Annotated in this window: 17 protein-coding genes; 6 read left to right on the forward strand and 11 right to left on the reverse strand. The window is 66.9% G+C overall.

Going from position 1 to position 20,487, the window contains the following annotated elements; all coding sequences use genetic code 11:
- Positions 1-2 precede the first annotated feature (2 nt).
- The 4 genes from ACQR1I_RS02480 (at position 3) to ACQR1I_RS02495 (ending at position 4,286) form a co-directional block, all read left to right on the forward strand.
- A complete protein-coding gene (locus tag ACQR1I_RS02480) occupies positions 3-1,115 on the forward strand; it encodes a microcin C ABC transporter permease YejB (RefSeq protein WP_434865591.1) in 1,113 nt (370 codons plus the stop codon).
- A 2-nt stretch (positions 1,116-1,117) separates the two neighbouring features.
- Entirely contained in the window at positions 1,118-2,290 is a 1,173-nt protein-coding gene (locus ACQR1I_RS02485; protein ID WP_434865592.1) for an ABC transporter permease, read from the forward strand.
- Between the two features lie 5 nt (positions 2,291-2,295).
- Positions 2,296-3,933: an ABC transporter ATP-binding protein gene (locus ACQR1I_RS02490; RefSeq protein WP_434865593.1), complete on the forward strand. Its 1,638-nt coding sequence runs from the start codon at positions 2,296-2,298 to the stop codon at positions 3,931-3,933.
- A 140-nt stretch (positions 3,934-4,073) separates the two neighbouring features.
- Complete coding sequence (locus tag ACQR1I_RS02495; RefSeq protein WP_434888698.1) at positions 4,074-4,286, forward strand: hypothetical protein; 213 nt, start codon at positions 4,074-4,076, stop codon at positions 4,284-4,286.
- 287 nt (positions 4,287-4,573) lie between these two features.
- Here ACQR1I_RS02495 and ACQR1I_RS02500 read toward each other — a convergent pair whose 3' ends face one another.
- Together ACQR1I_RS02500 and ACQR1I_RS02505 are read right to left on the reverse strand one after the other, a co-directional pair.
- Positions 4,574-5,815, reverse strand: coding sequence for a DUF5666 domain-containing protein (locus ACQR1I_RS02500; protein ID WP_434865595.1), 1,242 nt, complete (start codon positions 5,813-5,815; stop codon positions 4,574-4,576).
- Positions 5,812-6,654: a DUF6502 family protein gene (locus ACQR1I_RS02505; protein WP_434865596.1), complete on the reverse strand. Its 843-nt coding sequence runs from the start codon at positions 6,652-6,654 to the stop codon at positions 5,812-5,814. The genes ACQR1I_RS02500 and ACQR1I_RS02505 overlap by 4 nt, the downstream gene beginning before the upstream one ends.
- A 166-nt stretch (positions 6,655-6,820) precedes the next feature.
- On the opposite strand from ACQR1I_RS02505, the gene ACQR1I_RS02510 reads away from it, so the two are divergent.
- Positions 6,821-8,149 carry an O-antigen ligase domain-containing protein gene (locus ACQR1I_RS02510; RefSeq protein WP_434865597.1) on the forward strand — a complete coding sequence of 443 codons (1,329 nt, stop codon included), beginning with the start codon at positions 6,821-6,823 and terminating at the stop codon, positions 8,147-8,149.
- A gap of 858 nt (positions 8,150-9,007) precedes the next feature.
- Here ACQR1I_RS02510 and ACQR1I_RS02515 read toward each other — a convergent pair.
- Both ACQR1I_RS02515 and ACQR1I_RS02520 read right to left on the reverse strand, forming a co-directional pair.
- On the reverse strand, positions 9,008-9,853 hold the full coding sequence (locus ACQR1I_RS02515) for an NlpC/P60 family protein (protein WP_434865598.1): 846 nt from the start codon (positions 9,851-9,853) through the stop codon (positions 9,008-9,010).
- On the reverse strand, positions 9,846-11,228 hold the full coding sequence (locus tag ACQR1I_RS02520; protein WP_434865599.1) for a leucyl aminopeptidase family protein: 1,383 nt from the start codon (positions 11,226-11,228) through the stop codon (positions 9,846-9,848). Before ACQR1I_RS02520 ends, ACQR1I_RS02515 begins: the two co-directional genes overlap by 8 nt.
- A 164-nt stretch (positions 11,229-11,392) precedes the next feature.
- Between ACQR1I_RS02520 and ACQR1I_RS02525 the strand changes: the two genes are divergently transcribed.
- The gene (locus tag ACQR1I_RS02525; protein WP_434865600.1) at positions 11,393-12,205 is read left to right on the forward strand and encodes a tetratricopeptide repeat protein; all 813 of its coding nucleotides are present in this window, start codon (positions 11,393-11,395) and stop codon (positions 12,203-12,205) included.
- A gap of 9 nt (positions 12,206-12,214) precedes the next feature.
- Here ACQR1I_RS02525 and ACQR1I_RS02530 read toward each other — a convergent pair whose 3' ends face one another.
- The 7 genes from ACQR1I_RS02530 to ACQR1I_RS02560 all read right to left on the reverse strand — a co-directional run bounded on the left by ACQR1I_RS02530 (position 12,215) and on the right by ACQR1I_RS02560 (position 20,487).
- Positions 12,215-13,456 (reverse strand): Zn-dependent hydrolase, encoded by a 1,242-nt coding sequence (locus tag ACQR1I_RS02530; protein WP_434865601.1) that lies wholly within the window; start codon positions 13,454-13,456, stop codon positions 12,215-12,217.
- Positions 13,457-13,529: 73 nt separating this feature from the next.
- Entirely contained in the window at positions 13,530-14,504 is a 975-nt protein-coding gene (locus tag ACQR1I_RS02535) for a type II secretion system F family protein (protein ID WP_434865602.1), read from the reverse strand.
- A gap of 8 nt (positions 14,505-14,512) precedes the next feature.
- Positions 14,513-15,487: a type II secretion system F family protein gene (locus tag ACQR1I_RS02540; protein WP_434865603.1), complete on the reverse strand. Its 975-nt coding sequence runs from the start codon at positions 15,485-15,487 to the stop codon at positions 14,513-14,515.
- An 11-nt stretch (positions 15,488-15,498) separates the two neighbouring features.
- Positions 15,499-16,962 (reverse strand): CpaF family protein, encoded by a 1,464-nt coding sequence (locus tag ACQR1I_RS02545; RefSeq protein ID WP_434865604.1) that lies wholly within the window; start codon positions 16,960-16,962, stop codon positions 15,499-15,501.
- A gap of 21 nt (positions 16,963-16,983) precedes the next feature.
- Positions 16,984-18,252: an AAA family ATPase gene (locus ACQR1I_RS02550; protein ID WP_434865605.1), complete on the reverse strand. Its 1,269-nt coding sequence runs from the start codon at positions 18,250-18,252 to the stop codon at positions 16,984-16,986.
- Positions 18,249-18,986, reverse strand: a complete 738-nt coding sequence (locus ACQR1I_RS02555; RefSeq protein WP_434865606.1) for a CpaD family pilus assembly protein — start codon at positions 18,984-18,986, stop codon at positions 18,249-18,251. Before ACQR1I_RS02555 ends, ACQR1I_RS02550 begins: the two co-directional genes overlap by 4 nt.
- Before the next feature lie 22 nt (positions 18,987-19,008).
- On the reverse strand, positions 19,009-20,487 hold the full coding sequence (locus ACQR1I_RS02560; RefSeq protein WP_434865607.1) for a type II and III secretion system protein family protein: 1,479 nt from the start codon (positions 20,485-20,487) through the stop codon (positions 19,009-19,011).

Genomic DNA, 20,487 nt, shown 5'->3' on the forward strand with positions numbered 1-20,487 from the left:
TCATGGCTGCCTATATCGCTCGTCGCATGTTTCTGATGCTCCCGACCCTGCTCGGGATCATGTTCATCTCCTTCGTCGTGGTGCAGTTCGCGCCGGGCGGTCCGGTCGAGCGCGTCATCGCGCAATTGACCGGCGCCGACACCGGCGGCACCTCGCGCATCTCCGGCGGCAGCGGCTCGGATTTCGGCGCGCGGCCGCCCGGGCAGGTCGGTTCCGGTGGTGAGATCAACTCCAAATATCGCGGCGCGCAGGGCCTCGATCCCGCCTTCATCAAGCAGCTCGAGAAGCAGTTTGGCTTCGACAAGCCAGCGCCCGAGCGCTTCGCGCTGATGGTCTGGAACTTCGCGCGCTTCGATTTCGGCAAGAGCTATTTTCGCGACACGACCGTGCTGCAGCTGATCAAGGAGAAGCTGCCGGTCTCGATCTCGCTCGGCCTGTGGATGACCCTGCTGACCTATCTGATCTCGATCCCGCTCGGTATCCGCAAGGCTGTCGCAGACGGCTCGCGCTTCGACGTCTGGACCTCGGCCGTCATCATCGTCGGCTATGCGATTCCCGGCTTCCTGTTCGCGATCCTGCTGATCATCCTGTTCGCCGGCGGCTCGTTCTTCAACATCTTCCCGTTGCGCGGCTTGACCTCGGACGGCTGGTCGGACTTCCCGTGGTACTGGAAGATCATCGACTATTTCTGGCATCTCACCTTGCCGCTGCTGTCGATGGCGCTCGGCGCCTTCGCCACCATGACCCTGCTCACCAAGAACTCGTTCCTCGACGAGATCCGCAAGCAATATGTCATGACCGCGCGCGCCAAGGGTTGCAGCGAGAACCAGGTGCTCTATGGCCACATCTTCCGCAACGCGATGCTGATCGTGATCGCGGGCTTCCCGGGCACCTTCATCCACGCGTTCTTCTCCGGCTCGCTGCTGATCGAGACCATCTTCTCGCTCGACGGCCTGGGCCTGCTGTCGTTCGAGAGCATCCTCAACCGCGACTATCCGGTCGTGTTCGGCAACCTCTACATCTTCTCGCTGCTGGGCCTCGTGGTGAACCTGATCTCCGACCTCACCTACATGTGGATCGATCCGCGGATCGATTTCGAGGCGCGGGAGGTCTAACGATGCTCAAGACCGTCCCCGTCGAGACCACCACGCAGGCGCCGCTTGGCGAGGCCGTGCCGCCGACGCGGCATCGCTTCCGGCCGTCACCGCTCAACCAGCGCCGCTGGCAGAACTTCAAGGCCAACCGCCGCGGCTACTGGTCGCTGTGGATCTTCCTGTTCCTGTTCTTCGTCTCGCTGTTCGCCGAGCTGATCGCCAACGATCGCCCGTTCCTGATCAAGTTCGACGGCCATCTCTACTTTCCTGCCTTCGTCTCCTATCCGGAGACCGCGTTCGGCGGCGACTTCGAGACCGCGGCCGACTATCGCGACCCCTATTTGCAGAAGCTGATCGCGGACAAGGGTGGTACCGTGATCTGGCCACTGATCCGCTACTCCTACGCCACTCATAATCTCGATCTGCCGACGCCGGCGCCGTCGAAGCCGACCTGGATGCTGACGGAAGAGCAGTGCAAGCCGGTGGTCGAGAAGAAGGGGCTGAAGAGCTGCCGCGACCTCGAATACAACTGGCTCGGCACCGATGACCAGGGCCGCGACGTCGTCGCGCGGCTGATCTACGGCTTCCGCATCTCCGTGCTGTTCGGCCTGTCCTTGACGTTCTTCTCCTCGATCATCGGCATCGCTGCTGGCGGCGTGCAGGGCTATTTCGGCGGCTGGGTCGATCTGCTGTTCCAGCGCTTCATCGAGATCTGGAACGCGATTCCCTATCTCTATCTGCTGCTGATCCTGTCAGCGGTGCTGGTGCCCGGCTTCTTCACCCTGCTCGGCATCATGCTGCTGTTCTCCTGGGTCTCGCTCGTCGGCCTCGTGCGCGCCGAGTTCCTGCGCGGCCGCAATTTCGAGTACATCCAGGCGGCCCGCGCACTCGGCGTCTCCAACGTCGTCATCATGTGGCGGCATCTGTTGCCGAACGCGATGGTCGCGACCATGACCTTCCTGCCCTTCATCGTCTCCAGTTCGGTGATGACGCTGACTGCGCTCGACTTCCTCGGCTTCGGCCTGCCGCCCGGCTCGCCCTCGCTCGGCGAGATGCTGTCGCAGGCCAAGGCCAACGTGCAGGCGCCGTGGCTCGGCCTCACCGGCTTCTTCTCGGTCGCGATCATGCTGTCGCTCTTGATCTTCATCGGCGAGGCCGTGCGCGACGCCTTCGATCCGCGCAAGACGTTCAGGTAAACGCCATGGATGCGATGACCCAGCCGCTCCTGTCGGTCAGCGATCTCTCGGTGGCGTTCCACCAGGGCGGCCGCGCGACGACCGCCGTCGACCACGTCTCGTTCGACATCAAGCGCGGCGAATGCGTCGCGCTGGTCGGCGAGTCCGGCTCCGGCAAGTCCGTCAGTGCGCTGTCGGTGCTGAAGCTCTTGCCTTATCCGGTCGCCTCGCACCCCTCCGGCAGCATCCGCTTCAAGGGCCGCGATCTCTTGCCGCTGTCCGAAGGCGAGATGCGCGGCATCCGCGGCAGCGACATCTCGATCATCTTCCAGGAGCCGATGACCTCGCTCAATCCGCTGCACACGATCGAGCGGCAGATCAGCGAGATCCTGCATCTGCATCGTCCGATCTCCAGCAGCGCTGCACGGACGCGCGTGCTCGAGCTCTTGACCCAGGTCGGCATCCCCGAGCCGGAGACGCGGCTCGCCAGCTATCCGCACCAGCTCTCCGGCGGCCAGCGCCAGCGCGTGATGATCGCGATGGCGCTCGCCAACGAGCCGGATCTCCTCATCGCAGACGAGCCGACCACCGCGCTCGACGTCACCGTGCAGGCGCAGATCCTGGCGCTGCTCGCCGACATCCGCGCGCGGCTCGGCATGAGCCTGCTGTTCATCACCCACGATCTCGGCATCGTCCGCCGCATCGCCGATCGCGTCTGCGTCATGAATGGCGGCAAGATCGTCGAGCAGGGGCCGGTCGAGCAGGTGTTCACCGCGCCACAGCATCCCTACACCAAGGCGCTGCTCGCGGCCGAGCCGAAGCCCGACCCCGCGCCGCCGCGGCCCGATGCGCCCGTGGTGATGCAGGCCAAGGATTTGAAGGTCTGGTTTCCGATCAAGCGCGGCCTGTTCCGCTCGACCGTCGGTCACATCAAGGCGGTCGATGGCGTCAGCGTCGCCGTACGCAAGGGCGAGACGCTCGGCGTGGTCGGCGAGTCCGGCTCCGGCAAGACCACCTTGGGCCTGGCGATGCTGCGGCTGATTTCCTCCGACGGCCCGATCGTGTTTCTCGGCAAGGAGATCCAGGGCCTGACCTTCAAGGACGTTCGCCCGTTCCGCCGCGACATGCAGATCGTCTTCCAGGATCCGTTCGGCGCGCTCAGCCCGCGCATGTCGGTCGGCGACATCATCGCCGAAGGCCTGACGGTGCATCAGCCTGATCTGTCCGAGGACGCGCGCGAGGCCAAGGTCGTCAAGGCGCTCAACGACGTCGGCCTCGATCCGGCGACGCGCTTTCGCTACCCGCACGAATTCTCCGGCGGCCAGCGCCAGCGCATCTCGGTCGCCCGCGCCGTCGTGCTCGAGCCGAGCTTCGTCGTGCTGGACGAGCCCACCTCGGCGCTCGACATGCTGTTCCAGTCGCAAATGGTCGAGCTGCTGCGCGAGCTGCAGCGCAAGCGCGAGCTGACCTACATGTTCATCTCCCACGACCTGCGCGTCGTCGCCGCATTGGCCAGCCACCTCATCGTCATGCGTCACGGCAAGGTGGTCGAGGAGGGCCCGGCCGCGGAGTTGTTCAAGTCGCCGAAGACCGACTACACGCGGGCGCTGTTCGCCGCGGCGTTCCGGAACGAGACGGCGGGGAATGGGACGGCGGCGAGCTAGCTGTTGGTCGTTGGCAGTCGTGTTCTGCCGACACCGGCATTGCCGCCATGATCGGAGAGCGTGTGGTGACTGATGCTGCAGCACGTCCCGAATGGCTCGCCGGAGCGACTCACAAGGATTGGCTCCGCGACGGTTGGAGGATGACCGGGGAGCAGTGGGCCGATCTCGACTGGGCGCGCGCCTGGATCGACATGGGGCCATCGCCGGCTGGCAATGGCGGCCCGTATTGGCACGTGCCGCTCAAGACCGGAGAGACGGTGCACCGGCTCTATACAAGGCTGCCATCGAAATGGCGCCGTCTGCTGCAGCATGCCATCACCGAGATGAGTACACAGAAGAGCGAGCGGCTCTAATTAGTTCAACCACAGTTCGTGCCGCGATCGTGATGCGCTCCCTCTCCCCGTTCTTCACGGGGAGAGGGTTGGGGTGAGGGGCAGCCACACGGGCGGTGCTGCATCTGCCGCGAATTTAGTTGTCAGTCCGCTTCGAAAATGAGTCCGACTGCGCCTCACTATTTTCGTGCCCGTCCGATGGACCTGCGATCGGGGCCACGTACGTGCCATGCCCCTCACCCGGATTGCTGCGCAATCCGACCTCTCCCCGCAAAGGGCGGGGAGAGGTTGCAGCGTCTGCGTCGCGCTCAGCGTCGGCCACCACCACCACCACCAAACCCGCCTTGGCCGCCGAAGCCGCCTCCGCCAGATGGAGCACCACCCGGCGCGCCGCCGAAGCCCGGCGGGGGCGATGCGCCGCCGGGGCCGAAGCCGCCGGGTGAACCCACGCTGCCCGGAGGTGACATGCCGCTGTCGCGGCCGAAGCCGGGCGCGCCCTGATGGCCGGGAGTGCCCGGATTGTTCGGCGCGCCTGGCCCACCCGGCGTGCCGGCACCGCCAGGGCTGCCGCCGCGACCCGGGCCGCCCGGTCCCTGCATCGGACCCTGGCCGCGCGGCGCCTGTGGGCCGCGCACCGATTCGCCCGGGAAGCGGTCGACCGACTGCACCGACTCGGCGCGCAATCCGCCGGCACCGTCGGGCACCGCGTCGATCACGACGCGCACTTCGCCCGCCGGCTGGAAGCGCGAATTGTCGCGCGCGACGTAGCCCGAGCCGAACCGCAGTTCGCTACCGACCCGCTGGACATAGCCCTCGACCAGCAAGCGGTTGGCGCGCGCGAAGTCCTTGAGATCATCGGGCCTGATCCGCGCGACCTGCATCGCGCCCTGCGTCACAGCGCCTTCGGCCTGGACACGCTGGCCGACCAGGGTCTGATTGGCACCCACGAGACGCAGGCCGCCGATCGCGAGGGCGCCGTTGCGGTCACGGACCACGACGCCCGTGATCCGGCTCGTGGTTGTGGTGCGCGGGTCGACCAAGCTGGCGACGATGACGCCGTCGCTGCGCCTCAGACCGAACACGGCGACATGGGCGCCGACCTTGCGCCAGCTCTCCTGTCCCGGCGAGACCACCGTCTGGCCGAGCACGGTGAGCTCGCCCGGCCTGACCGCCTCGATCGGCCCCGCCACCTCGCTCACCACATCGATGCGTGCCGTCGTCAGCGTCCCATTCGCATCCCGCCGCGCCAGCACGCGGGCGAGCTGGCCGATCTTCAGCGCCTTCACGGAAGCGGCTTCGCCATCGATCACCACCGGCACGTTCGGCGCGTAGCTGACGCGCTCACCATTGACGAAGATGCTGCCGAAGCGCTGGATCACGCCGACGATGCCGGTGCCGCCCATGCCCTGATCCTGGCCGCCGTTGAGCCCGGTGCCGCCGAGGCCCTGGTCGCTGCCCCCACGGGTCTGTCCCCACGCCAGCGCGGAGGATGCGGCGAGCCAGAGCGAGCTGAGCAGAGCCCGGCGTGAGAGCAGCGGCGGCCGGCTCATGTCTTGCCGTCCTCGCTGTCCTTCGGCTCTTCCAGATAGATGTAGACGCCGAAATTCCAGCGCGCGTCGCCGCCCTTGTCCTTGGCGAGCGCACGGTTGGCCTCGCGGTTGGCGGTCTTCAGCGCCTCCATGGCCAGCTCGCGCGAGCGCGCTTCGAGACGCCGCGCCAGCTTCGGCGACAGCCCGTCATAGTGCACCGCGCGCTCCATGAAGCGCGGCGTCGCCTCGGAGACGTTGTCCGCCGCGGCTGCGATGTGATCATGCAGGTTGCGGCCGAGATAGTACCATTTGCGGTCGTCGTCGCCGCGCGGCACGAAGCCGGTGTCCGTGAGCACGATGTTGTCGTCGGCATCGATCGTCACCAGCTGGCGGTCGAGCCATTCGTCGAGCACCGCGCGCGGGCGCACGTCCTTGGTGATCGTCGAGACCAGCGCCTCGAACGACGGCGCATCGTCCTCGGCGGTGCGCGGCAGCGGCAGCGGATCGCCCTTGACGTCGGTGAACTCCGGGGCGGCCAGCCAATGCGCGATGATGGCGCTGGTGCGCGACAAGGTCGCGGGCACCACGTTGACCGGTGCACCCGCGCCGCGCAGCCGCGCCACCTCCTTGCGGTGAATGCCGGTGAGCAGGCTGACGCGGCTGTCGGTCTGCGGCTTGCCGTCCAGCGCGAAATCATGCTCGGCGACGTTCACGAACAGCTCGCGCAGCAACTGGGCCAGCGCCGGAAACGTCATCCCGCTGCGGATGCACAGGCGCACGAGCGGACGCAGCAGGCGCGCCAGCGGCGCTTGCAGCTGCGTCGCGTTCAGCGGCGACGGCGTCCGGGATTTCGGATCCATGGCCAAATTTTAGCCGGTCCCGTTGTGGGACACAATCCCACACATTCCTTGACGTGTGAAAATTTCCCACGTATTGGAGGGGCGTTCAACCCACGGACCGTGTGGTTCCGCAATGCCAGGGAGCGTTGCGGACGCCATCTCCGGCCTGCTGAACGAGGAGTTCGCAATGCTCCAGGAGGCGTATCTCATGAACGTCGAGGGCAGCGCTTCGGACGTGCCGAATCCTGGCAACGCCGGGTGGGCGACGCGACCCTGGACCGAGACTCCCGCCTATCTCCTCACGACCGACCTGCTCGTGGTGCTGACAGCGGCAGTCCTGCCGTGGTCGACGACGGCGACGGCCGTCCTCATGATCGGCTGGCTGATCCTGGTCATCCCGTCGGTCGATTGGGATGAACTGATCAGGAGCCTGGCGCTTCCGGCCTGTGTGCTGCCGCTCGCGCTGTTTGCGCTGGCCGATCTCGGCGTGCTCTGGTCCGACGCGCCCTGGGAAGTCGGACTGCAGGCTATCAATCCGGTGTCGAAGCTGCTGCTCATTCCGTTCCTGTTTCATCATTTCAAGCGCTCGGAGCGCGCGAGCTGGGTGTTTGCCAGCTTTGTCGCGTCATCGATGGCAGCCATGATGCTGTCCTGGTTCGCAGCGGACGTGTCGGCGGGCTCCGGCGTGTGGACTGGCCACGGCCTTGCGGGGCGCTCGCAAGGTCTGCTCTGTGCATTTGCGCTGATGGCCGCTGCCCTCGCATGGCTTCAGCGCGGGCAGGTCCGGAGCGCTGCGGTCCTCGCCGCGCTCAGCCTGCTGTTCTTCGTGCACGAACTGATCATGCGGCCTGCGCCGACGGCGTGCATGAGTCTGTCCGTGCTGTTGCTTGGGTTGATCCTGCGTCGCTTCAGGCGGCGGATCGCGGTGGTCCTGCTGGCGGCGGTCGCCGCCACTGGAGGCGTCGCCTGGGCGGCTGCGCCGCTGTTGAGCAGGCCGATCGGCGCCATCGTGGCCTACCATCACCCGTCGGCATCGCCGGGCTTCGGCCCGGCGGAGCGGCTGGCGGATCTGCAGCGCTCCGTCGTGTCGCTCGGTGAAGCTCCGCTGTTCGGCCACGGCACCGGAGTCATGCGTCCGGCCGCGAGCGCTGCTGCGGCGCCGGCAGCGCCACTCGGGGCCGTGCGCGATCCGCAGAACCAGAGTCTGAGCGTCGCTTGGCAATGGGGGCTGGCCGGCCTCATCGTTCTCTACGCGATGTGGAGCAGCCATATCGGCCTGTTCAGCACCGCCTGCTGGACGGACGGGATCGGATTGGTCGTCGTGCTGCAGACCTTCCTCTGCTCGCTGGTGAGCTCTCAGGGCTACGACGTCAACGAGGGATGGGTCTACGTGATCGGCGTCGGCGTCGCCGGCGGCGTCGCGCTCCGGCGCGGCGGTGCTCCACCCGAAGGCCTGCGACCGAGCCACGGCCGCAAGATCGATGACGGTCGCGACGGAGTCGTCGGCTTCATCTGATTGCGAAACGCGGCGGCCCAGCATGGAGCGGAGTGCTGCGATGATTTGCCCGTCGGGCGCGTGTTCTGATTTTCAGTCAAGACGTTCCAAAAAAAGAAACAGCTTGCGCCGTCGGGCAAATCAGCGCCATTCATCGCCCTGTCCCGTCCCACGAGAGGGGCGTACGCGTCGTCACGGACGTCGGGTGCGGGATGCGATGGCCGCGATGATGCTGCGTGCGCAGGTGCGCACGGACGAACGGCATCATGCGGACGACGAAGTCGTGTGGTCCTGGCGCCCCGATGCTGGCGTCAAGGTCGCGGGCGCTGATGAGCCCTGCGGCCGACAGGGGCAAGACAGCCGGTCCCTGGGGAGAGCACGTATAAGCCGTAAGCCCATCGCGCAGGGGAGGCCGGATGTTCGGCCCGTACCTGTGGTGACTACCGCGTGCATTTTGCACGCAACCACGGGTGCGACCGGCACCCGGCCTTCCCTGCGCCCTCTCATTGTCGAGGGCGATGACGTCGCAAAACTCGGGCCGTCGTGGCCGCGAGACTGCGGACGCTCGTCCTCATGCTGTTTGATAGGTGTATCGGGCTGCGCGCCGCTCTCAACGCGTCATCGCAAGCGCAGCGATGTCAGATGCAGCGCCCTCTCCCCTTGCGGGAGAGGGCATGTACGGCCCATCCAAGCATGCGGTTGGGTGAGGGGTATCTCTCAGCAAGCGTCGCTCGTGGAAGCATACCCCTCACCCAACCGCGCTTGCTGCGCTGTCCTACATGCCCTCTCCCGCAAGGGGAGAGGGCGCAATCATGGGCGCCACGTGAATTCAAGATGCGAGAGAATATGTCGGCGGTACTAAATATCGCTGCTACGAACTCAGCCGAGCCGCTTGATTGCGAGCACGTCGCTGCCGCCGACCTTGATGCGCGCGATCGCTTCGCTCACTGTCTCGATCGACGTCGCCATGTGAAACGCGTTGGCGTGCACGATCGTGTCGGCATCGCGCACGATGGCGACGTGGCCCTTCCAGAAGATCAGGTCGCCGCGGTGGAGCTGCGCGCGTTCGGTGGGATCGAGCGTGCGTCCCAGCGCCGCGAGCTGCATGTCGCTGTCGCGCGGGCAACTCACGCCCGTGGCATTCAGCGACACCTGCACGAGACCGGAGCAGTCGACGCCGAGGCTGCTCTTGCCGCCCCACAGATAGGGCGTGCCGACGAAGCGTTCGGCGACCGCGACGAAATCGGGTTCGACATGGTCGAGAGCAGCGACGTGCTGCTTCGGCACGAACCAGCCCTCGTGCGTCAGCACGAAGCTCGCCTCCTCGCGGACCACCGCAACGGCCGATCCCGTCAGCAGCGTCTCGACCGGCGGCAGCTTGATCGACGGTCCCGGAAGCGCGAAGGTGCGGAGCGCGCTGATCCTGTGCGTCGGCGCAGCCGTGGGCGCAGCCAGCGCGGCCTCGGGCAGCCAGCCGACATAGCCGTCGGCGGCGAGCTGGCCCCAGGCCCAGCCCTCGCCATTGCGATCGTAGATCGTGACGCGCTCACCCTTGAGCGCCTGTGTCGCGAGCTCCGCGCCGGATTGCGGCTGCTGACGCAACGGCGCGATCGCATCGGTCACGACGAGCGTCTCGCCGTCGACGAAGCGATCGGCGGTCACCTGCCCCTGCAGATGCCTGGCGGCGATGTCGCCGCGGGCCGGCGTGACGCGTGGATTAGCCATAGCGCTCGCTCAGGAGCTTGTAGAGCGCGCGCGCGGCCTGGCACTCGCCGCCTTCGGGACGACCGGGCTTGGCCGACGGCGTCCAGGCGAAGATGTCGAGATGCAGCCAGCGTGTCGTCGGCTCGACGAAGCGCTGCAGGAAGAGAGCACAGGTAATCGAGCCGGCGAAGCCGCCAGACGGCGCGTTGTTGAGGGTCGCGACCTTGGAGTCGAGCCACGCATCATAGGGCGCCCATAGCGGCATTCGCCACAGCGGATCGTTCTCTGCGGCCGCGCAGCGCGCGACGTCGGCGGCGAGCGCTTCGTCGTTGGTGTAGAACGGCGGCAGCTCGGGACCGAGCGCGACGCGCGCCGCCCCCGTCAGCGTGCCCATGTCGATGAGGAAATCGGGCTTGTCCTCGTCGGCGAGCGCCAGCGCATCGGCGAGGATCAGTCGGCCCTCGGCATCGGTGTTGCCGATCTCGACCGTGAGACCCTTGCGCGAGGGAAACACGTCCATCGGACGGAAGGCGTTGCCGGCGACGGAATTCTCGACCGCCGGGATCAGCACGCGCAGCTGCAGCTTCAGCTTCGCGTCCATCACCATCTGCGCCAGCGCCAGCACGTTGGCGGCGCCGCCCATGTCCTTCTTCATCAGCAGCATGCTGCTGGACGGCTTGAGATCGAGCCCGCCGGTGTCGAAGCACACGCCCTTGCCGACCAGCGTGACCTTCGGATGCGAGGCATCGCCCCAGTTGAGCTCGATCAGCCGCGGCGCCCGCGTCGAGGCGCGGCCGACGGCGTGGATCAGCGGATGGTTCTGCGCCAGCAGATCGTCGCCGACGATGCTGCTGAAGCGGGCGCCGAAGCGGTCGGCGACCTGCTTCGCGGCGGCCTCGAGCTCCTCCGGCCCCATGTCGTTGGACGGCGTGTTGACGAGATCGCGCGCCAGCGTCGCCGCCTCGGCGAGGCGGTTGAGCTCGGCGGCGTCGACGCCGTCCGGCGGCACGAGACGGACCTCCGGCGCCTCGGACTTGCGATAGCGGCCGAAGCGATAGCTGCCGAGCGCGAAGGCCAGCGCGGCGAGCCTGCTATCATGCGGCGCGTTGGCGAAGCGGTAGGTGCCGGCCGGCAGCAGGCCGGGCAGGGTGCCCGGACGGAACAGGTCGCGATGCCTGGCGTCGTCATCCTCGATGCCGAACAGCACCTGCACGATGCGCCCCTCGGCATCGGGGAGCATCAGGCAGCTGCCGGGCTTGGCGGCGTAGACATTGGCCTCGGCGAAATTGCGCGCCGGCGCCGACAAGCCCTGCTTGATCCCCGGCCAACTCGCCTTCGTCACGAAGGTGATCGGGATGGCGGTTGTCGTGGGGGCGGTCTCGAACATCGACGGCATGCCTAATGCTTCCTTGAGGGGGCGCGCTGGGGGCAGACTTCGCAGAGTTTGATCGTCCCTGCAATCGCACCGGCCGGCGCCTGCATGGCGCCATTAACCGGCTGTTAGCGTTAACAGTTTATTGCTGTCGCGTTCAATCCGCTCGTTCCTCGAGTCCCGTGACCATGCGTCAGCAGCCTCCCATTGCCCGGCTTCTCGTCTCCGTGGCGCTCGCCGCTCTTTTCGCTGCCGGCCTCGGCGGCTGCCAGACCGTATCCGACGTGACGGGATCGCTGGGCAGCCGCGCCGAGCCGCCGCCGGCGACGCCGCAGCGTGCGGCCGAGGTCTATGGCGAGCGTTATCGCGCCAATCCGAAGGATGCGGCCACCGCCGTCGCCTACGGCCAGGCGCTGCGCAACAACGGCCAGCGCGAGCAGGCGGTCGCGGTGCTCGAGCAGGCGACGCTCGCCAATCCCGGCAACAAGACCGTGATGGCCGCCTACGGACGGGCGCTCGCAGACAACGGCAATTTCAAGCTGGCCTTCGACGTGCTGTCGCGCGCGCACTCGCCCGAAAACCCCGACTGGAAGCTGCTGTCGGTGCAGGGCACCGCGCTCGACCAGATGGGCCGTCACGACGAGGCGCGGCGCTACTACGAGAGCGCGCTGAAGATCGTTCCGGGCGAGCCGTCGGTGCTGTCGAATCTCGGCCTGTCCTACATGCTGACGCGGGAGCTGCCGAAGGCCGAAGAGGCACTGCGCCAGGCCTACGGCTCGCAGCGCGCGGATGCGCGGGTGCGCCAGAACCTGGCGCTGGTGATCGGGCTGCAGGGCCGCTTCGCCGAAGCCGAGCAGATCGCGCGGGCCGACCTGCCGCCCGACGAGGCCGCCGCCAACGTCGCCTATCTCAAGCAGATGATCCAGGGGCAGAGCCAGGGTCAAGGCAAGGGCAAGGCGCGGCCGGCGACGCCGATGGCGGCACTCAACCAGCCCGACTGACGGCGCTCCTCATCGGGGCGCCCCTGCCAGCAGCCTCCGGCAGGTGTCGACGAAAACGTCGGCGCCGGTGGCGATATCGGCGTCGGAGGTGTTCTCCGTCCAGTGATGGCTGATGCCGCCGATCGACGGCACGAACAGCATCCCGGCCGGCATGATGGTCGCCAGCACCTGCGCGTCGTGCCCTGCGCCGCTCGGCATCCGTAGCGATTGGCCGCCGGCGAGATCACGGCTCGCGGCCTCGATGGCGTCCTGGAACGTGGCGTCCATCATCGCCGGCGCGCCGGTGCGGATGCATTCGACCACGACCGGACACGGGCCTGCCGACGTGGCTTGCGAGGCCATCTCGCGCAACAGCGCTTCGAGCCGGTCGACCACGGCGGGATTGTCATCGCGGATCTGGAACAGCATCTCGGCGCCACCGGGGATGATGCTCGGCGCGCCCGGATCGAGCGTGATGCGGCCGGTGGTCCATACCGTGCGCGGGCCGCAGGCGGCGGGAAAGCGGGCGTCGATGGCCACGCAGAACTTGGCCAGCGCGAGCCCGGCATCCTTGCGCACCGCCATCCGCGTCGTGCCGGCGTGGTTCTGCTCGCCGGTGAAGGTGATGCGGTACTGCCAGATGCCGACGATCGAGGTGACGACGCCGATCCTGAGGCTGCCCGTCTCGAGCGTGTCGCCCTGCTCGATATGGGCTTCGAGATAGCCGATGTGACGGCCGCGCGCGGCGTGGACGCGCGGACGTCCGGCGAACCCCATCTCGGTCAGCGCCTCGCGCATCGTGCGCGGGCTGCTGCGGTCGCGCGCGGCGTCGATCTCGGCCTCGCTGACATCGCCGACATAGGACCGGCTGCCGAGCATGCTGCCGAAATGGCCCTCCTCGTCGCACCACGAAGCGACCTCGACGGCGCCGCCGATCGAGGGGTCCGGATTGAGCACGCGCGCCGCCTCCAGCGCGTAGACGACGCCGAGCGGACCGTCGAGCCAACCGGCCTCGTTCTGGCTCTCCAGATGCGAGCCGGCCAGCAGCTTGGGGCCGGACTTGGCGCTGGTGCCGAGCACGTTGCCGATGCCGTCGATCTCGGGCGTCAGCTGCGCGTCGGGCAGGCGCTCGGCGAGCCATGTCAGCGATTGGCGATGGGCCTCGGAAAAGGTCGGCCGGTGCACGCCGGTCTTGAAGGTGCCAAACGCGCGCAGCGCGTTCAGGTCGGCGAGGACGCGGGCGCCGTCGGCGCGGCGGAGCTGGTCGGACATCAGGCGGAGACCTCGGTCATGCTCCGCCTAGCTTCCAGCTGCCGGCGCCGTCTGCAAGCGAAATCTCGGCCTGCTACTGCATGGCAGCGACCTTGATGCCGGTCGGTCCCAGAATGACCACGAACAGCACCGGCAGGAAGAACAGGATCATCGGCACCGTCAGCTTCGGCGGCAGCGCCGCGGCCTTCTTCTCGGCCTCGTTCATGCGCATGTCGCGATTCTCCTGCGCCATCACGCGCAGCGACTGGCCGAGCGGAGTGCCGTAGCGCTCGGATTGCTGGAGCGCGAGGCAGACCGACTTGACGCCTTCCAGCCCGGTGCGGCGGGCGAGATTCTCGTAGGCGACCTTGCGGTCCTGCAGATACGAGAGTTCCGCCGTGGTGAGCGTGAACTCCTCGGACAGCGCGATCGACTGGCTGGTGATTTCCACCGCCACCTTGCGGAACGCGGCCTCGATCGACATGCCGGATTCGATGCAGATCAGCAGCAGGTCGAGCGCGTCAGGGAACGCACGCTTGATCGACAGCTGGCGCTTCGAGATCGCGTTGCTGAGGAACAGCATCGGCGCCTGCAGGCCGAGATAGGCCATGCCGACGCAGATGCCGATCTTGACCGGCATCGACTTCTCGAGGTGAGCGATCACGAAGACATAGAGCACCGAGCCCACGAACAGCACCACCGGCGCCACCAGCCGGGCGAACAAAAAGGTGATGTAGGGCGCCTGGCCGCGATAGCCGGCCATGATGAGCTTTTCGCGGGCGGCTTCCTGGGCAAGCCATTTAGTGAGGTTGAAATCATCCACCACCTTGGCGACCAGCTGTTTCGGCGTCTGCCGCAGCGAGACCTTCTCGCCGGCGTTCAGCCGCTCGCGTTCACGCTGCTTGATCCGCTCGCGCTCGCTGGCGACCGCCTTCATGCGCTTGTTCAGGTTCTCGCCCGCGAACAGCGGCATGATCAGCGTGTAGACGGTGGCGCTCGCCGCGATCGCGGCGAAGAACATCGTCATGAAGTGCGGGTCGTGCAGCTTGGTGACCAGAAAGTCGACCATGGTTCACCTCAGAAATCGAAGTTGATCATCTTCTTCATGACCATGATGCCGATCGACATCCACACCAGACAGCCGACGAGCATCAGCTGCCCGGTCGGATGGGTCCAGAGCAGCGAGATGTAGTCGGGGGTGCTCAGATAGACGAGCAGCATCACGATCGGGGGCAGCGAGCCGATGATGCCGGCGGAAGCCTTGGCTTCCATCGACATCGCCTGGATCTTCTCGGACATCTTCTTGCGGTCGCGCAGCACCTTGGAGAGGTTGCCGAGCGCCTCGGAGAGGTTGCCGCCCGACTTCTGCTGGATCGCGATGACGATGCCGAAGAAGTTGGCCTCGGGCAGCGGCATCCGCTCATACAGCCGGGTGCAGGCCTCGCCGAGCGGCATGCCGATCGCCTGGGTCTCGATGATCGCGAGGAATTCGCTGCGCAGCGGCTCGGGCGCGTCGGCTGCGACCACCTTGATGGATTCGAACAAAGGCAGGCCGGCCTTGATGCCGCGGACGATGACGTCCACCGCATCCGGCAGCGCCGCCAGAAATTTCTTCTCGCGCCGGCCTTTCAGGAACCCCAGCACCCAGCGCGGCAGGCCGAAGCCCGCCGCAAAGCCGAGGCCGAGCGCGCCGAGCGGACCGCCACCGCCGAAGAAGGCGAGGGCGCAGGCTGCGAGGCCGAGAATACCGGAGACGATCCAGAATTTCTGCACGGTCCAGTCGAGGCCGGCCTGCGAGATCCGCAGGTTCAACGGCACCTTGCTCTGCTTCTGCGCCTTGGCTTCGAGATCCTTCAGTGAGGATTCGACCTGCTCGCGGCGCGAGCGCTGGGTGCGCTCGGCCTGGCGGACGACGGGCTCCGACTTGGCGACGGTGCTGCGCCGCTGCTCGGCCTTCCGCTCGCCGGACAGCAACGGATAGATGAACACCCAGGCGAGACCGCCGATCGCGGTCGCGGCCAGAAAGGCAAGGGCGAGAGCCTGAAGCTTCATCGGTCTGCTCCTCAGTCCTTGCTCGCGACCTCGGCGGCGTCGAGCGCCGCCGCCAGCCGCTTCTCTTCGCCGTAGTAGCGCGCGCGCTCCCAGAACCGCGGACGGCCGATGCCGGTCGAGCGATGCCGGCCGATGATCTTGCCGTTCGCATCCTCGCCGACCATGTCGTAGAGGAAGACGTCCTGGGTGATGATGGTGTCGCCTTCCATGCCCATCACCTCGGTGATGTGCGTGATGCGGCGAGAGCCGTCGCGCAGGCGGGCGGCCTGCACGATCACGTCGATCGACGCGCAGATCATTTCGCGGATGGTCCGCGACGGCAGCGAGAAGCCGCCCATGGTGATCATGGATTCGCAGCGCGACAACGCTTCGCGCGGATTGTTGGCGTGGAGCGTGCCCATCGAGCCGTCGTGACCGGTGTTCATGGCCTGGAGGAGGTCGAAGGCCTCCGGGCCGCGGACTTCGCCGACGATGATGCGTTCGGGACGCATACGCAGACAGTTTCTCACCAGTTCGCGCATCGTCACCTGGCCTTCGCCCTCGATGTTGGGCGGCCGGGTTTCGAGGCGTACCACGTGCGGCTGCTGCAGCTGGAGCTCGGCGGCATCCTCGCAGGTGATGATGCGTTCGTCGTGGTCGATGTAGTTGGTCAGGCAATTCAGCAATGTGGTCTTGCCGGAGCCGGTACCGCCGGAGATCAGCACGTTGCAGCGGACACGCCCGATGATCTGCAGGATCTCCGCGCCTTCCGTCGAGATCGCGCCGAACTTGACGAGCTGATCGAGGGTCAGCTTGTCCTTCTTGAACTTACGAATGGTGAGCGCAGGGCCGTCGATCGCCAGCGGCGGCACGATGGCGTTGACGCGGGAGCCGTCGGCGAGGCGGGCGTCGCAGATCGGCGAGGATTCGTCGACGCGCCGGCCGACCTGGCTGACGATGCGCTGGCAGATGTTCAAGAGCTGCTGGTTGTCGCGGAAGCGGATCCCGGTGCGCTGGATCTTGCCGGCGACTTCGATGTAGACCGTGCCGGCACCGTTGACCATGATATCGGCGATGTCGTCGCGCGACAGCAACGGCTCGAGCGGACCGTAGCCGAGCACGTCGTTGCAGATGTCGTCGAGCAGTTCCTCCTGCTCGGCGATCGACATCACGATGTTCTTGATCGCGATGATCTCGTTGACGATGTCGCGGATTTCCTCGCGCGCGGACTCGCCGTCCAGCTTGGCGAGCTGGGCGAGGTCGATCGCCTCAATCAGCGCGCCGAAGATCGTCGCCTTGACCTGGTAATAGTTGTCGGAACGGCGCGTCTCGACGGCCGGCGGCGGCGGTGGCGGGGCCGATCGGGTCGGAGCCAGAGGCGGCGACGACACGGCCGGAGAAGCCGCGCGCGGCGCAGCCGGCGCCGGCTCGGGCGCAGGCGCGGCCGGCCTGAGAGCCCTGGTATCGTTGTCCAATCCGCTACGCTTACCAAACACGACCTAGAACTCCACGCGTGCTTACTTCGCCCTCAGCTTGTCCAGCAGAGGCGACAGGAAGGAGCCTTTCGGCTTCTTGGTCTCGCTGCGGCCGGTGAGCCGCTGCGCCATCTGCAGAAACATCTCCGTCGTCCGGTGATTGGGGGACATCTCCGCGATCATCTGCCCGTTGTTGGCGGCCGCGCCGAACACCTGCGGCTCGAACGGGATCGAGGCGATCGGCTGCGATTCGATCGCCTTGGCGAATTCGCTGGCGTTGATCTCCGGCCGCTTCGGCACCCCGACCTGGTTCAGGCAATAGAGCGGCATGCGGTCGTTCGGCCGCGCCGCCTTGAGCAGATCGAACATGTTCTTGGTGTTGCGCAGCGACGCCAGGTCCGGCGCGGCCACGATCAGGATGTCATCGGCGCTGATCAGCGCCCGCTTGGTCCATCCCGACCATTGATGGGGAACATCGAGCACGATGCAGGGCATCGACGTCCGCAGCGTGTCGAAGATCGCATCGAAGGCTTCGGCTCCGAAATCATAGACGCGGTCGAGCGTCGCCGGCGCGGCCAGCAGGCTGAGATGGTCGGTACACTTGGACAGCAGCCGGTCCATGAAGGCGATATCGACCCGGTCCGGCGAGAACACGGCGTCGGCGATGCCCTGGGCCGGGTCCTGATTGTAGTCCAGTCCGGCAGTGCCGAAGGCGAGATCGAGGTCGGCCACGACCGAATCCATCGCCAGATCGCGGGCGATCGCCCAGGCGATGTTGTGGGCGATGGTCGATGCGCCGACTCCACCCTTGGCGCCGACGACCGCGACGATGCGGCCGACGGCCTTGGCCTCGGGTGCGGAGAACAGGTTGCAAATCGAGCGAACCACGTCGATCGGCGTCACCGGAGACAGCACATAGTCGCTGACGCCACGGCGCACGAGCTCGCGATACAGCGTCACGTCGTTGACGCGCCCGATCACGACGACGCGCGTGCCGGGATCGCACACGGTTGCGAGATGGTCGAGGCCGGCGAGAATGTCGGTGCGCGCGTCGGTCTCCAGAATGATGACGTTGGGCGTCGGCGCCGAGCGATAGGCCTCGATCGCAGCCGCCATGCCGCCCATCTGGATCTTCAGATGCGCCTTGCCGAGACGCCGGTCCTCACCGGCAGCCTGGACCGCGGCCGCGGTTTCCACCGTCTCGCAGAACGCCTGCACCGACACGCGCGGGGCCGGCGCGATATGATCGTCGGCCGGCGGCGGCACGACGTCAGGCTGCTCCTCTTGGGTCTGTCGGGCGTAGCTGATCATTTGCCTGTGTCGCTGAGTTTGGCTTTGTCGGCCTCGGGATAGACGATCGCGGTTGACGTTCCCTTGCGGTATTTGTCGAACAGCGCAGTCCGGCGCGTGGTGTAGGACGGCGTTTCTGCGCGCGGCTGAACGAAATCGGCAGGATTGTCGACCATCGCGGCCATGTTGCGCTGATAGGCGCAGCCGTAGTTCCAATCGGGCTTGTTGTCGAACCAGTTGTTGTTCTTGATCGAAGGCCCGAGATCATCCGGCCAGATCCCGCACGGGCCGGCGGTGGCCGACAGCTTCGGGTAGCTCAGCCGGATCGCCGCCATCTGGCGCGGGTCCTTCGGTTGATAATTCCGGACGGTGACGGCGTGCGGCGGAACACCCGCGGCGGCGAATAGCGACTGGATCTCGCGCATCGAGTCGGATGCCGCGCGCGCGTTGGGCGTCCCGGTCGGGACGTCGGCGCTGATGCCGCCGGTGCCCTGGCGGCCCCAGCTCTGCGCCAGCCCCATCACGTCCGCGCGCTGCTCGGCGGTCAGACCGCCGCGGCCCTGGCCGACGAAAACGACCAGCGAGTCCGGCGCCTCCTGGACCGCGATCGGATGTCTCAGCCGGTAGTCATCGGGAATGCTGGCGATCGTGGCCGCGTCGCGGCCGTGGTTGCAGGCGCCGAGCAGGGCGGCGGTTGCGGCCAAGGCAGCCGCGAGTGGCAGGCGGCGGCGAGCGGAGCTGGATTTCGTTGTCATCGGTGCAAGTCCTTGTCCCAGCTCAGTCCGTGATGAAGCCGTAAGTGCCGCGGTAATTGCGCCCGGACTCGGTCCGGCCGGGCACGCCGTAGATGCGGTTGATGCTGCCCAACAGCTCGGCCTGCGGATCGGATGCCGCGGCAAAGCCGTCGTCGGGACGGGAGAGATCCTTCTGGGCGACGGCGCGGACCACGAAGGGCGTGACCAGCACCATCAGTTCCGTCTGGTTGTTGACGTAGTCGCGACTGCGGAAAAGCGCGCCGAGGACGGGGAGCTGCATCAGGCCCGGCATGCCGCTGATCGCCTGCTTGGTCTGCTGCTGGATCAGGCCGGCCATCGCCATGGCGCCGCCCGACGGAATCTCCAGCGTGGTCTCGGCGCGGCGGGTCTTGATGGACGGGACAGTCAGCGAGTTGACGGTCGTCGAGCTGACCGCCTGCGACAGCGTGATCGAGTTCTCGTTGGAGAGCTCGGACACCTCGGTCATCACCCGCATCGAGATGCGGCCTTCGCTCAGCACGACCGGGGTGAAGTTCAGCGAGATGCCGAACTTCTTGAAGCTGATCTGCGTCGTACAGACATGGGTTGTCGGGTCGCAGGAATAGCCGGCGGGGACCGGGAACTCGCCGCCGGCAATGAACGTCGCCGACTCGCCGGAGATCGCCGTCAGGTTGGGCTCGGCCAGGGTGCGGATCACGCCGGCGTTTTCCATCGCCCGCAACGTGGCCTGCACGGTCGGCGTCGCTCCCAGCGCCGCGCTGATGGCGTTGTTGGAGACGAGATTGCTGCCATAGGCGGTGAACGGATTCGAGTTGGCGAACTTGACCACGGCGGTGCCGTAGTTGAGCTGGCCGGACAGATCGATGCCGAGCTGCTTGACGATCGAGCGCTGCACCTCGGCGACCGTCACCTTGAGCATGACCTGGTCGCGGCCGCGCACGGTGATGGAGTTGACGACCTTGTCCGCGCCGCCGGCCAGCCGTGCGGCGAGCTCGCCGGCCTGCTGAGCCTCGATCTGGTTGGCGGCCGAGCCGGTCAGCACGACGCCGTCGCCGAGGCCTTCGATCTGGATGTCGGCATTGGGCAGCAACTGCCGCAGTGCGGCGCGTGCGCCGTTGAGGTCGCGCTTGACCGCGATGTCATAGGCGGCGATCTGCTGACCCTGCGCGTCGAAGAACACGATGTTGGTCTGGCCGACAGTCGCGCCGATGATGTAGGCGCGCTGCGATGAGCGGACCACCGCATTGGCGATCTTCGGATCGGCGACCAGGACATCCTTGATCTCGCGGGGCAGGTCGATGACCACCGACTTGCCGATTCCGAGCGCCAGGAAACGCGCATTCATCTGTCCGTCGGCTGCGGCGGCCGTGATCGCCGGGCGGTAGTCCGCCGCGATCACCGGCGCCAGCGCCGGATTCAGGGTCAGCGCAGCGGCCGCCGAAAACGACAGCGCGCGGACCACCGAGGTCCGCAGTTTCCGCTGATTTTCGCTGCATGTCAT

It is taken from the genome of Bradyrhizobium sp. HKCCYLS2038 (assembly GCF_051167655.1).
GTDB lineage: Bacteria > Pseudomonadota > Alphaproteobacteria > Rhizobiales > Xanthobacteraceae > Bradyrhizobium.

What these genes read in the sequence shown, in the direction of transcription:
- ACQR1I_RS02480 (WP_434865591.1), top strand. Translation starts at nt 3, where the DNA reads ATGGCTGCCTATATCGCTCGTCGCATGTTTCTGATGCTCCCGACCCTG.
- ACQR1I_RS02485 (WP_434865592.1), top strand. Translation starts at nt 1,118, where the DNA reads ATGCTCAAGACCGTCCCCGTCGAGACCACCACGCAGGCGCCGCTTGGC.
- ACQR1I_RS02490 (WP_434865593.1), top strand. Translation starts at nt 2,296, where the DNA reads ATGGATGCGATGACCCAGCCGCTCCTGTCGGTCAGCGATCTCTCGGTG.
- ACQR1I_RS02495 (WP_434888698.1), top strand. Translation starts at nt 4,074, where the DNA reads ATGACCGGGGAGCAGTGGGCCGATCTCGACTGGGCGCGCGCCTGGATC.
- ACQR1I_RS02500 (WP_434865595.1), bottom strand. Translation starts at nt 5,815, where the DNA reads ATGAGCCGGCCGCCGCTGCTCTCACGCCGGGCTCTGCTCAGCTCGCTC.
- ACQR1I_RS02505 (WP_434865596.1), bottom strand. Translation starts at nt 6,654, where the DNA reads ATGGATCCGAAATCCCGGACGCCGTCGCCGCTGAACGCGACGCAGCTG.
- ACQR1I_RS02510 (WP_434865597.1), top strand. Translation starts at nt 6,821, where the DNA reads ATGCTCCAGGAGGCGTATCTCATGAACGTCGAGGGCAGCGCTTCGGAC.
- ACQR1I_RS02515 (WP_434865598.1), bottom strand. Translation starts at nt 9,853, where the DNA reads ATGGCTAATCCACGCGTCACGCCGGCCCGCGGCGACATCGCCGCCAGG.
- ACQR1I_RS02520 (WP_434865599.1), bottom strand. Translation starts at nt 11,228, where the DNA reads ATGCCGTCGATGTTCGAGACCGCCCCCACGACAACCGCCATCCCGATC.
- ACQR1I_RS02525 (WP_434865600.1), top strand. Translation starts at nt 11,393, where the DNA reads ATGCGTCAGCAGCCTCCCATTGCCCGGCTTCTCGTCTCCGTGGCGCTC.
- ACQR1I_RS02530 (WP_434865601.1), bottom strand. Translation starts at nt 13,456, where the DNA reads ATGTCCGACCAGCTCCGCCGCGCCGACGGCGCCCGCGTCCTCGCCGAC.
- ACQR1I_RS02535 (WP_434865602.1), bottom strand. Translation starts at nt 14,504, where the DNA reads ATGGTCGACTTTCTGGTCACCAAGCTGCACGACCCGCACTTCATGACG.
- ACQR1I_RS02540 (WP_434865603.1), bottom strand. Translation starts at nt 15,487, where the DNA reads ATGAAGCTTCAGGCTCTCGCCCTTGCCTTTCTGGCCGCGACCGCGATC.
- ACQR1I_RS02550 (WP_434865605.1), bottom strand. Translation starts at nt 18,252, where the DNA reads ATGATCAGCTACGCCCGACAGACCCAAGAGGAGCAGCCTGACGTCGTG.
- ACQR1I_RS02555 (WP_434865606.1), bottom strand. Translation starts at nt 18,986, where the DNA reads ATGACAACGAAATCCAGCTCCGCTCGCCGCCGCCTGCCACTCGCGGCT.
- ACQR1I_RS02560 (WP_434865607.1), bottom strand. Translation starts at nt 20,487, where the DNA reads ATGACATGCAGCGAAAATCAGCGGAAACTGCGGACCTCGGTGGTCCGC.